This window comes from Maribacter sp. PR1 (assembly GCF_028464145.1).
Lineage (GTDB): Bacteria > Bacteroidota > Bacteroidia > Flavobacteriales > Flavobacteriaceae > Maribacter.
Genome location: NZ_JAQPCG010000001.1, coordinates 342,163 through 354,764, shown reverse-complemented (window position 1 = coordinate 354,764; position 12,602 = coordinate 342,163). Strand labels below are relative to the sequence as shown.

Below are 12,602 nucleotides of genomic sequence, written 5' to 3'. Positions count from 1 at the left end.
TAACTTAGCTCCATGCTTACAATATATGGGGCTCACGTTGTATTTTAACATTTTTTACTACATTTGGCGAATAACGTAAAGCCGACCCTATGTCTAAATTTGGTGAACTTATAGACTTGAATGTTCCCGTTCTATTGGATTTTTATGCCGAGTGGAACGAACAATCCACTTCAATGCATCCGGTAATGCGAGATGTGGCCGCTGCTCTAGGAGATAGAGGTAAAGTGATCAAAATTGACGTGGACAAGAACAAAGAGCTTTCCCAAGCATTGCGTGTAAAAGGCCTTCCTACCCTTATGATTTACAAAAAAGGGGAGATGGTATGGCGTCAAAGTGGAGAACAAGATGCCAAAACCCTTATAGGCATACTCAACGAATACGTCTAGTTCCTTCCTTTCTTAAACCCAATTAAAACTATTCGATTGGAGTTCCAATCGTATCTTGCAATAAATCTGTTTCCGTTCTATCCGTTCTAATTGTGTCGGTCATGGGTAAGGTGTCTATGATCATATCCGGATCATTTTGGAAATCACCTTCCGGCATTTCTAGACTATCCTCGTCCTTATAAAAGTGCTGGAATTTATCAATGTATTCATTAAATATTAGGGTTTCCTTTTCGGCAAAATCCTTGTCATCATTACCAATAACCGTATCAATATTTCGTCTGTAGGCTTCCATATCCGCGATGATATCATCTATATTGCCGTATTGCTCATCCAAACTAGTTTGGGAGTAATATTCCAAACGCTCCTGGTATTTTCTCTTCAATACATTAAATAGCTCCCTGGCTTTGGTCGTTTCGCCTACTTTATAATAGCCGTCTACAAAAGGTTCGACCAAAGAGTAATATCCAAATGCTTCAACAGGCATATTTTCCAAGGACATTTCGATAATTTCCTTGGCTTTATCCATTTTGTTTTCTTTGATCAGGGCCTCCATTAAACGGGCCAAGTTACCTCGATAGCTCACACTTTGGATTCTTGTTTGTGTATCATGATAGATATCCTCATCTCCGGCATTACCCCAATTCCATTTCTTAACTATATTATACATAAGGTCTGTATCAATACGGCCCATTTCAAATGAATTAGGTCTTTCCGTTCTTATAGGAACCAATTTATAGGCTAAACCATCCAATTGTAAATAGTCTTTCATCCATAGGTATTCCGCATCATCAAAACTTCCGCCGGAAAAATAAAGTGGACGTTTCCAATCATTGTTGGCAAGGATGTCCAGCATCATCATACTTTTTTTGGTGATGACACTTGGCAAATCAATATCGATATAATCTACCATTAAGGCAGAGTCTTTTGGTTTAACCAAGCCACTTTCTAAGGCATTTTTCTTATTTACGGGTACTCTGATTTTCTTGGTGGGATAATACACCATGTTTTGAGTGTTTTCCGGGTAATAGCTCATATCAGCACCTTGTTGCTCTAAGATATACTTCAGTTTGGTCCTAGGTTTGTCACTGTCGATCCAATCGATGAAGTCCTTGATGGGCCATCTGTTCTCTGTTATTCCTTGGTGGTAAAGTACATCCCTAGTTCCCCATCGGTATTTATCATGCTCTAATTGGGAAGGAATAGGGTCGCTTTCATAAGCCTTTCGCTTCATTTGGTCAATATACCAATCCGTTTCAAATAGGCTTGTACAGACTATGCGAACATCGGTACGATAGCCTTCTATTTCTTGAGCGTACCACAGTGGGAAGGTATCGTTATCCCCAATGGTAAATAAAATTGCCCCAACATCTTCCTGACAGGAATCTAAGTAAGATGTGGCCGAAGAATTGGCCGTAAATTTATTGGACCGATCATGATCATCCCAATTCTGTACGGCCATTACTGTCGGTACAGCTAAGAGACAAACAACCACTACGGCAGGTGCCAAGACTTTTGGGGTTACCCAATCTTTAAATCCATCATAAAGGCCGTAAACGCCCAATCCAATCCATAACGCAAAAATATAGAACGACCCTACCAAAGAGTAATCCCTTTCCCTAGGCTGAAAAATATAAGGGTTGGTGTAGAACTGAATGGCCAGTCCCGTAAAGAGGAAAAATATCATTAACACCCAGAATTGTTTCGGGTCTTTGGACACTTGAAAAACTAGGCCGATTATACCCAAAAGCAATGGTAAAAAGAAATAGGTGTTACGTCCAGGGTTATTCTTAATGTCGCTAGGCAGATTGTCCTGGCTACCTAATCTCGCACTATCCAAAAAGTTTATACCGCTTAACCAATTACCATTTTCATTATACCTCCCTTGAACATCGTTCTGCTTACCGACAAAATTCCACATAAAGTAGCGCATATACATGTAATTGAATTGAAATTCGAACATGTATTTAATATTATCCCAAACGGATGGCGGCTCCACCTCAATATAGTCGCTGAATCTTCTAATAAAACTAATATATTGATCCGCGTCAATTTCACCATTGGCAAAACCGGCTTTCATTTGGTTTATAGCCTCTGCAAGGTCTGCATTGTACTCGGTCATTTTAAAATCGAGGGGTCCAAAGTACTTCATGTAGTTTGATGCATGTTGAGAACTCCACATTCTAGGTAAAATGCCTTGGTGTTTGGGATTGGGACCTTGCTCGGAATTTTTATATTTATTGACAATTACATATTTCCCTAAGGTGTAGTCCTTTTCATATTTAGGGGCTCCGTCCCTATCCTCGCCTGCAGGGGCAAACATGTCAGAATAATAAGTACCGTAAACGGGGCTATCCACTCCGGGATATTGTTCCCTGTTGTAATAGGCTAACAATGCCCGTGCATCCTCTGGATTGTTTTCGTTTATCACTACGTGGGCGTTGGCACGAATGGGGAGCATTAACCACGATGAGAAGCCTAAAAATAAAAACATGAGGCAAAGGACAAGTGTATTGGCTATCTTATAATTGTTTTTTCGGGTGTAATTGAGTCCAAAGTAAAAGGCTGCAATGAAAATAAGACCTATGATAATGGACCCAGAATTAAATGGTAAGCCAATGGAGTTAATAAAGAAGACCTCTCCCCATCCAAAGAACATGAGGACGTAGGTAAGAGAGAATTTGTATACCAACATCAAAATGGCAATGACAATGATGTTTGCCAATAGAAAGTTTTTAACGGTGGTCTTTTTATAGGTCTTAAAGTAATAGAGCAACCCAATTGAGGGAATCGCCAGAAATCCCATAAACTGAATTCCGAACGTCAACCCAATAACAAATGATATTAAAATAATCCAGCGGTTACCTCTTGGGTCATTCAAGTTATCGGTCCATTTTAATCCTAGCCATAGTAATAATGCCATAATTAAGCTGGCCATGGCATATACTTCGGTCTCAACTGCATTAAACCAAAAGCTATCGGAAAATGTGAAAGCCAAAGCTCCGATTAACCCACTACCCAAAATGGCAATAGCCTTGCTGTTGGTCATTTGCTCGTCCTTATCCAATAATTTTTGGGTGATATTGGTAATTGTCCAGAACATGAACAAAATGGTAAAGGCACTGGATACCCCAGAAACTAAATTCACCATCATAGCTACTTGATTAGGCTCCAAGGCAAACATGGCAAAAAACGCCCCGATCATCTGTAGTAAAGGAGCGCCTGGAGGGTGTCCTACCTGAAGTTTTGCCGAGGTAGCTATATATTCACCGGCATCCCAAAAACTATTTGTAGGTTCAACGGTAATGAAGTAAGTTATAAATGCAATAAAAAAGACGGCCCACCCTGTTAAGGTGTCCCATTTTTTGAAGTTCTTTGAAAACATGGAACCTTGGTTAAAGCTATGCGGCGAATTTAGTAATTTAAATAGATACCTTCCCATTATTTTTATAAACCTTTAACAGGCAGGGAAATGTGTGTTTTTTATTTTTTGATTCAAAAAATGTTTGTCCAAATCAAACTTTGTTTTAAATTTGCACGCTCTTATAGGTATTGGCCCATGGTGTAATGGTAACACTCCGGTTTTTGGTACCGTCATTCTAGGTTCGAGTCCTAGTGGGCCAACTAATAAGATTATAGAATCCTAACATCGACAAGGTGTTAGGATTTTTTATTAGGTCTACCAATTCGATACAAACAATTTAGACTTGTGCTTATTGTCGATAGAAATTTGACTTCAACGGATATTTGGAATCATAAAATGGATATTTTGTACATTGCCCATTGATTGCGTTAAGAAATAATTGAAAATAGATATTAATTTTTGATTCACTTTTTTAGTTTTACCCCACTCTTATAAACTAATGTTATGAAGTTGACCGTGAAAAGTTTAAAGATAATTTTGGTAGTCGTGTTGGTTGGTTTTGGAGTAGGGATTTACCTTCAGGATTTACAACATCAAAAAAGTACACAACACGCCTGGAAGGCGAATAGATACAATCTTTCTCGATTTGATAAAATTACGGAATACAATCAAAAAATGAATTCCAGTAATTGGAAACTCATGAAAGATAGTATTCAAAACCAATTAGATACTTTAATGATATTGAGGTTCAGAAAAGAAGTTGATAGTATAAATTCCATAACTACAACCGAGGAAAAGCCGCAGACCGCTGGTGTTTTTCGGTAATAACTGGAAATCAAAACCTATAGGGTGTTTAGTCGTCTGTTTCATTAATTCTTTTTGTATCCAGATTTTGTGGATTAACCTCTTTGACCATACTTGATATTTCCTCATTTGTATGCATCCTTAGCATATCTTCCGCCATATTTCTTTCATCATATTCATCATCGATTTCGTCGAGAGGTGTGCCCATTTTCAGTTTGTCCTTTATCATAGCCCAGGTCATAATTAAACTCGTCGCGATTATTACAAATAATAAAATCCCAGATTCAAAGGCTGGGACTTGCGCTTCTGGAGGAATTGCATAAAATAAAAGTACGGTTATAAGGCCTCTTGGCGCAATGAACAGTTGTGGCTTTAGATCTTTACCTATAAAGACCCGAAGTATTACGAACCTGATTAGATATATTGATGCAATAATTCCAAGGCTTACAAGCACTACCGTAAAATTCAACAAAGATTCTAGAACAATGGTGATTCCAAATATTACAAAGAAAAAAGTTCTGACAACAAAGGCAGTTTCTAGCGTAATAATATGTAGTTCATGGTAGATTTGTTTCATTCTTTCGGCCTCCAAAAAAACCTTGGTTTTACCTGGAAAAAAAAGGTTAATGTTTTTTACCATCAATCCGAAAATTAAAATGATAATTAATGAGGACAAGTGAAGTTTCTTTCCAATGGCATAAAGCAATAGCAGTACGGCAATAAGTAAAAATAATTTAGCCTGACTTTTAATCCGTTGAAAAATTAGGATTATGGCATAACTGGAAACAATGGCAATGACTATTGTCAGCACGAGATTAATGCTAAAACCCAATACTCCAGAATCTTCAGTGGGATTAATGCCACCTATGAGGAAATAGAACATCATGATGCCCATAATATCGGAGAAGGTACTTTCGTAAATGTGAAATTCTTTCTTTGGGGCAGAAAGACCACCAACACTTGGAATAATAATGGCACTGGATAAAATGGATAATGGTGTGGCATAAATAAGTGCCGACTGCATACTCATATCGGGGATTGATAGGTGCAGAATATAGGCGGCTACATAGGCGGATGCTACCAAACCCAAAAGCGCTATGGCCATAGATTTTAGGATTGGGACTAATTTGTCCTTCTTTAATTCCAGCTCTAGTGCAGCTTCAAGAACAATCATGATAAGTCCTACAGTTCCTAATATTTCCAAAGATGCGTCAAAGTTTGGGGCTTTAGGAATAAATAGTTCAAGGCCTATTTTTATTAATATCCCCAAAACAATCAACATTAATACGGCCGGGACATTCGTTTTTTTTGCAATACCATTAAACCAAAAGGATAGAACTACAATGATAGCGGCACCAATGATGACATTGTAAGAAGAAAATAAGTCCATTGTATATCAAGGTTGGTTTTGGTTAAAAATAGACTTAATTTCCAAATTAACTTGCTTAGACCTAACCATTTCTATTTTCTAGGAATTATTCAATTGTAATTTAAGTAGTTATTGCACAGAACAAAGATTGTTGTATATTTGCAGTACTGAAAGAATAAAAAGTATTCGTGAGGGGACAATTTGTCCCCTCTTTTATTACTTGGTTTTTATGTTGAAGGAAAAAGTACAGGAATTATTGGAAAAGGGATTGGAAGAAGATTCTTCACTTTTTTTAATTGATTTTACGGTTACTCCGGATAATAAAATCAAAGTTATTATTGATGGTGACAATGGAGTAACTGTTAATGACTGTATTAAGATCAGTAGGGCCATTGAGCATAATTTGGATAGGGAGGAACAAGATTTTGCCCTGGAAGTGGCCTCGGCCGGTGCGACAGCACCATTGATTATGCCCAGACAGTATAAAAAGAATATTGGAAGGAAATTGGAGGTGCAAACTTCCGATGAATCATATGAAGGAAAGCTTACCCAAACCAATGTGGAATGTATAGTATTGGAATGGAAGGCAAGAGAACCCAAACCTGTTGGTAAGGGAAAAGTTACGGTTCAGAAAAGAAAAGAAATAAACTTTTCTGATATTAAGAAAGCAAAAGTTGTATTAAAATTTTAATTGTAATTACCAATGGAAAATATTGCGTTAATTGAATCTTTCTCGGAGTTTAAGGATGATAAGTTCATAGACCGGGTAACGCTTATGGCAATTTTGGAAGATGTTTTCAGAAATGCCTTGAAAAAGAAGTTCGGATCGGATGACAATTTTGATATTATTATCAATCCGGATAAGGGGGATTTGGAGATTTGGCGTAATCGTGTGGTTGTAGAGGATGGTGAAGTAGAGGAGCCCAATGAGGAGATTTCACTTTCTGAAGCTAGAAAGATAGAGCCAGATTTCGAGGTAGGTGAAGATGTGTCTGAAGAAGTCAAATTGATAGACTTGGGAAGAAGGGCAATATTGGCCTTGCGTCAAAACTTGATTTCCAAGATTCATGAACACGATAATACGACCATATACAAGCAGTTTAAAGACCTTGAAGGTGAAATTTATACCGCTGAGGTGCATCATATTCGTCATAAGGCGGTTATTTTGTTGGATGATGAAGGAAATGAAATAATACTTCCAAAGGACAGGCAAATACCATCGGACTTCTTTAGAAAAGGTGATAATGTAAGAGGAATTATTGAAAGTGTTGAACTTAAAGGTGCTAAGCCGACGATAATCATGTCTCGTAGCTCACCGTTATTTTTGGAACAATTGTTCTTCCAAGAGATACCAGAGGTCTTTGATGGTTTGATTACGATTAAAAAGGCGGTTCGTATTCCTGGTGAGAAGGCGAAAGTTGCGGTTGATTCCTATGATGATCGTATTGATCCTGTTGGAGCCTGCGTTGGGATGAAGGGTTCTCGTATTCACGGCATCGTAAGGGAATTGGGCAACGAAAATATTGACGTGATCAATTGGACTTCAAACCCACAATTATTGGTTACAAGGGCATTGAGCCCGGCGAGGGTTTCGTCGGTAAAACTGAACGATGAGAAAATGACCGCTCAGGTTTATCTTAAGCCCGAAGAGGTTTCCAAGGCAATAGGTCGTGGAGGCCACAATATTCGTTTAGCGGGTCAATTAACTGGTTATGAGATAGATGTATTTAGAGAAGGCGTTGAGGAAGATGTGGAATTGACCGAGTTTTCAGATGAAATCGATGGATGGATTATTGAAGAGTTTAAGAAAATAGGTTTGGATACGGCCAGAAGCGTATTGGAGCAAGATGTAGATGATCTTGTTAAACGTACGGATTTGGAAGAAGAGACAATTGACGAAGTTGTGCGTATCCTAAAAGAAGAATTAGAAGATTAGCTATATATTAGCAATTAAATAAAAGAACGGGAATCAGTATTTATGGCAGATAATGCAAAAATAAGACTTAATAAAGTTCTTCGTGAGCTTAACATTTCCTTGGATAGGGCAGTAGATTACCTGAATAGTAAAGGACATGATGTGGACGCTAGACCGACCACAAAAATCTCCGATGAAGTATATCAGGTGCTATTGGATGAGTTCCAAACCGATAAGAGCAAGAAAGTAGCTTCAAAAGAGGTCGGAGAGGAAAAGAGAAAGGAGAAAGAGGCCATAAGAATTCAACTGGAACAGGAACAGGAAGAACGACGTTTGGCGCGTGAAAAAAGGAACGCTGAGCAGGAAGACAAAAAATTAGTCGGAAAAGTAGAGTTGACTGGGCCAAAGACTGTCGGTAAAATTGATTTAAACCCGAAGAAAAAAGAGGAGGCTCCTAAGGAAAAGGAAAAAGAACCGATCAAGGAAGAAAAAGCGGCTACCGAAGAAAAGAAAACGGAGGATAAGGTGAAGAAGGAAGTTCCTGCCGTTGAAAAAAAATCCGAGGAAACTCCAGAGGTTAAGGAAGAAGTTTCGGAAACCTTGGAAACGAAATACAAAAAGTTGTCAGGGCCTAAAATTACTGGCGATAAGATTGACCTTTCCAAATTTCAAAAGCCTAAAAAGAAAAAAGAAGAGAAAAAACCCTCTGATAATTCGGATAGAAAGAAGCGTAGGAAGCGAATAGTTAGCAAAAACACTTCTCAGGGTTCTAGAGGCGGTGCCTCCAATGATCGTAAAGGAAATAGACGTTTTTCAGCACCTAAGGTTGAGCCTACGGAAGAGGATGTTCAAAAACAAGTAAGGGAAACCCTTGAAAAACTACAGGGTAAATCCAAAAAAGGTAAAGGGGCCAAATATAGAAGGGACAAAAGAGATCAACACCGTCAACAGACAGAGAAGGATCTTGAACAGCAAGAGCTGGAAAGTAAAATCCTCAAGGTTACTGAATTTGTAACTGCTAGTGAGGTTGCAACCATGATGGATGTCTCAACCACAGAGATTATTTCAGCATGTATGTCTTTGGGAATCATGGTAACCATGAACCAAAGATTAGATGCCGAGACTTTATCGATTGTAGCCGATGAATTTGGTTATGAGGTCGAGTTTGTAACAGCGGACATTGAAGAAAGTATAGTTGAAGAGGAAGATGCGCCAGAGGATTTGGAGCCAAGAGCACCAATTGTAACCGTTATGGGACATGTGGACCACGGTAAAACATCCTTGTTGGATTACATTAGGGAAGAGAACGTAATTGCAGGTGAGAGTGGTGGAATTACACAGCATATTGGAGCCTATGCGGTATCCTTAGAAAATGGTCAAAAAATTTCTTTCTTGGATACTCCTGGTCACGAGGCCTTTACCGCGATGCGTGCCAGAGGTGCTCAGGTTACTGATATTGCAATCATTGTGATTGCTGCCGATGATGATATAATGCCACAAACCAAGGAGGCTATAAGCCATGCTCAGGCGGCAGGTGTTCCAATCGTGTTTGCTATAAATAAGATAGATAGGCCAACGGCCAATCCTGATAAAATTAAGGAGGGTCTGGCCCAAATGAACCTGTTGGTGGAAGATTGGGGCGGTAAAATTCAGTCTCATGATATTTCCGCGAAAACAGGTGAAGGTGTTCAAGAACTTTTGGAAAAAGTGTTGCTGGAAGCTGAATTATTGGAGTTAAAGGCCAATCCGGATAGACTTGCTTCCGGAACAGTGGTAGAGGCCTATTTGGATAAAGGTAAGGGCTACGTCTCCACAATACTGGTACAGGCTGGTACTTTGACAATTGGAGATTATGTGCTTGCAGGAACAACGAGTGGTAAGGTCAAGGCGATGCAAGATGAGAGAGGTAAAAATGTGAATAAGGTAGGACCTTCACAACCCATATCTATTTTAGGTTTGGATGGAGCTCCACAAGCCGGTGATAAATTCCATGTTCTGGAAGATGAACGGGAGGCGAAACAAATTGCTGCAAGAAGATCTCAATTACAGCGGGAGCAATCGGTTAGAACCCAGCGTCATATTACCTTGGACGAAATAGGCAGACGTATTGCTTTAGGTGAATTCAAGGAACTCAATATTATACTTAAGGGTGATGTGGATGGTTCTGTTGAAGCGCTTACGGACTCTTTCCAGAAACTATCAACTGATGAAATTCAGGTCAATATTATTTATAAAGCAGTAGGTCCTATTACCGAATCAGACGTATTATTAGCTTCTGCTTCAGATGCCGTAATTATAGGATTTAATGTTAGGCCTATGGGTAATGCCAAGGCAATGGCAGAGAATGAGGAGATAGATATACGTATGTACTCTATTATCTATGATGCTATTAATGACCTTAAGGACGCGATGGAGGGTATGCTGTCTCCAGAAATGAAAGAGGAAATTACCGGTACGGCAGAAATTAGGGAAACCTTTAAAATCTCTAAAATTGGTACCATTGCTGGTTGTATGGTGACTAGTGGTAAGATTTTCAGAAACTCCAATATTCGATTAATTCGTGATGGTGTGGTTATCTATACTGGAGAATTGTCATCTTTGAAGCGTTTCAAGGACGATGTTAAAGAAGTTTCCAAAGGTTACGATTGTGGACTTCAGATTAAGAACTACAATGATATTAATGAAAATGATATTGTAGAGGCGTTCCAAGAAGTTGCCGTCAAAAAGAAATTAAAGTAATTAGGATTTCCTTGGAAAGATGAAAAAGAAAAAATCGGCCTATAAGGTCGATTTTTTTGGTTTTAATAGCATAGCATTGGGATATTTCTTCCGTACCTCATTGAACTTACGTTCCGCTTCTAATTTCGATTTAAAGCGTCCTACCCTGATGCGGTAAGTGGGGGAATCAAAATCTATTTGGGATGGTAATTCGGGAAAATCAATTTCTACATTGCTTTTTATTTCTTGTGCCTTTTCGTTGTTACTGACAAATCCCACTTGTATTTTATAATAGTCATTTTTATCCAAGGACTTTTTGTACAGCTCTAATAATTGGCTTATTTGAGGGTCTTGGTCAATGGAAACTTTTCCTTCTTGTGCTTTGACGGAATTTGTGATTAAAATCACGATTATTATGTAAAAAAGTTTTTTCATCAAGAAATAAATAGGTGAATTTTATTAATGTACAAATGTAATTTTTTAAGGTAGAATTGGTTAGCGATTTCAACTATTTAGAATAACTATAAATTAGAAATTATAAATACATTAACGTTTTTTCAAATAAAGTCTATGTCGTATTTTTGCCATCGATTGAGGCATTTTTTATATGTTTTCCGTTATAGAACGGGCTAAAACCGTGCCACGATTCCGATTGAAATATTCTATTTATGAAAAAGGTACTATACCGCAATCAGTTTTCTAAAGTCTTTGTTTTCAGTTTAGTAGTTACGCTACTTTTTTCAGTTTCGTTGGTGGCACAGGACACTGTTACGGAGTCTGGTGATGCCGTTGCTACTGAAGATGCAGGAGCTTCCGATGGGGATGCTGCTGCGGGTAAAGCGCTGTTTAATCAGAATTGTGCTGCTTGTCATGCATTGAACCGTAAAATGACAGGTCCGGCCTTGGCTAACGTCGAAAGTCGTTTGGCAGAAGAAGAGGGATTGGATAGGGAGTGGTTGTATTCGTGGATTAAAAATAGCCCTGGAATGATTAGGTCCGGAGATGCTTACGCGAATAAAATTTATAATGAGTTCAATCAAGCGGCGATGACCGCATTTCCTACATTAAGTAATGCTGATATAGATAATATTTTAGCGTATACCGCTGCTCCGCCACCTGCTCCCGCTGCTCCCGCTGCTGGAGAGGCCGCCACAGTTGCTAGTGGTGCCGCTTCTGGGGGAATCTCAAATGAGGTGATTCTTGGGGCCTTGGCATTGGTCTTTGCATTGTTGGTGGTCATGTTGTTCTTGGTGAACAACACACTTCGCAGAATTGCGGAGGCTAATGGTATTTCCGTTGAAAAAGAAAGGGCGGAAAAAAGACTGCCTATTTGGAAAGCTTTTGCCCAAAACCAATTTTTGGTTTTGGTGACTGTAATTTTTCTCTTATTGGGTAGTGCTTATTTCGCTTATGGTTGGATGATGCAAATCGGTGTTGATCAAGGGTATGCTCCAATTCAACCGATACATTACTCCCATAAAATACATGCAGGTGATAATAAAATCGAGTGTAAGTATTGTCATTCTTCCGCTAGGGTTTCGAAGCATTCTGGAATTCCTGCTATGAATGTTTGTATGAACTGTCATAAGTCCATTTATGAGTATAAAGGGAATCCTGAAGGTCCTTCTCAAGAAGATTTGGCGAATGGTTATACGAATGAGTTCTATACCAAGGAAATCAAGAAGTTGTATAAAGCTGTGGGTTGGGATGAAGAGAACCAGAAATATACTGGTGAAACTCAGCCGATAGAATGGGTTAGGATTCATAACCTTCCAGATTTTGCATACTTCAATCACTCACAACACGTTTCTGTTGCCGGTGTTGAGTGTCAGACCTGTCATGGTCCGGTACAGGAAATGGAAGTTATGTATCAATATTCCCCATTGACAATGGGTTGGTGTATTAATTGTCACCGTGAAACCAATGTTAAGGTTGAGGGTAACGAATATTACGAAAAAATTCACGCTGAGCTTTCCAAGAAATATGGTGTGGAAAATTTGACAGCTGCTCAAATGGGCGGGTTGGAATGTGGAAAGTGTCACTATTAAT

The 12,602-nt window shown here is 38.8% G+C and carries 9 protein-coding genes and 1 tRNA gene; 7 read left to right on the top strand and 3 right to left on the bottom strand.

Going from position 1 to position 12,602, the window contains the following annotated elements; all coding sequences use genetic code 11:
* Positions 1-89 precede the first annotated feature (89 nt).
* The gene (locus PP182_RS01600) at positions 90-386 is read left to right on the top strand and encodes a thioredoxin family protein (protein WP_272649575.1); all 297 of its coding nucleotides are present in this window, start codon (positions 90-92) and stop codon (positions 384-386) included.
* Positions 387-414: 28 nt separating this feature from the next.
* Here PP182_RS01600 and PP182_RS01595 read toward each other — a convergent pair whose 3' ends face one another.
* A complete protein-coding gene (locus PP182_RS01595) occupies positions 415-3,768 on the bottom strand; it encodes a DUF2723 domain-containing protein (protein ID WP_272649574.1) in 3,354 nt (1,117 codons plus the stop codon).
* 168 nt (positions 3,769-3,936) lie between these two features.
* Here PP182_RS01595 and PP182_RS01590 point away from each other — a divergent pair.
* Positions 3,937-4,007: transfer RNA gene (locus PP182_RS01590), tRNA-Gln, on the top strand.
* 244 nt (positions 4,008-4,251) lie between these two features.
* Positions 4,252-4,572 carry a hypothetical protein gene (locus PP182_RS01585; RefSeq protein ID WP_272649573.1) on the top strand — a complete coding sequence of 107 codons (321 nt, stop codon included), beginning with the start codon at positions 4,252-4,254 and terminating at the stop codon, positions 4,570-4,572.
* A 28-nt stretch (positions 4,573-4,600) separates the two neighbouring features.
* Here PP182_RS01585 and PP182_RS01580 read toward each other — a convergent pair whose 3' ends face one another.
* Positions 4,601-5,941: a cation:proton antiporter domain-containing protein gene (locus PP182_RS01580; protein ID WP_272649572.1), complete on the bottom strand. Its 1,341-nt coding sequence runs from the start codon at positions 5,939-5,941 to the stop codon at positions 4,601-4,603.
* Between the two features lie 208 nt (positions 5,942-6,149).
* On the opposite strand from PP182_RS01580, the gene rimP reads away from it, so the two are divergent.
* The 3 genes from rimP to infB are packed head-to-tail and all read left to right on the top strand — an operon-like array spanning position 6,150 to position 10,574.
* Positions 6,150-6,611, top strand: a complete 462-nt coding sequence (rimP, locus tag PP182_RS01575) for a ribosome assembly cofactor RimP (protein WP_272649571.1) — start codon at positions 6,150-6,152, stop codon at positions 6,609-6,611.
* Positions 6,612-6,623: 12 nt separating this feature from the next.
* A complete protein-coding gene (nusA, locus tag PP182_RS01570; RefSeq protein WP_272649570.1) occupies positions 6,624-7,856 on the top strand; it encodes a transcription termination factor NusA in 1,233 nt (410 codons plus the stop codon).
* Between the two features lie 42 nt (positions 7,857-7,898).
* Positions 7,899-10,574 (top strand): translation initiation factor IF-2, encoded by a 2,676-nt coding sequence (infB, locus tag PP182_RS01565; protein WP_272649569.1) that lies wholly within the window; start codon positions 7,899-7,901, stop codon positions 10,572-10,574.
* Positions 10,575-10,613: 39 nt separating this feature from the next.
* Here the strand turns inward: infB and PP182_RS01560 are convergent, their stop codons facing one another.
* Positions 10,614-10,988, bottom strand: a complete 375-nt coding sequence (locus PP182_RS01560; RefSeq protein WP_272649568.1) for an SPOR domain-containing protein — start codon at positions 10,986-10,988, stop codon at positions 10,614-10,616.
* A gap of 233 nt (positions 10,989-11,221) precedes the next feature.
* Here PP182_RS01560 and PP182_RS01555 point away from each other — a divergent pair, with 233 nt between their 5' ends.
* A complete protein-coding gene (locus PP182_RS01555) occupies positions 11,222-12,601 on the top strand; it encodes a cytochrome c3 family protein (protein WP_272649567.1) in 1,380 nt (459 codons plus the stop codon).
* Position 12,602: the final 1 nt, after the last annotated feature.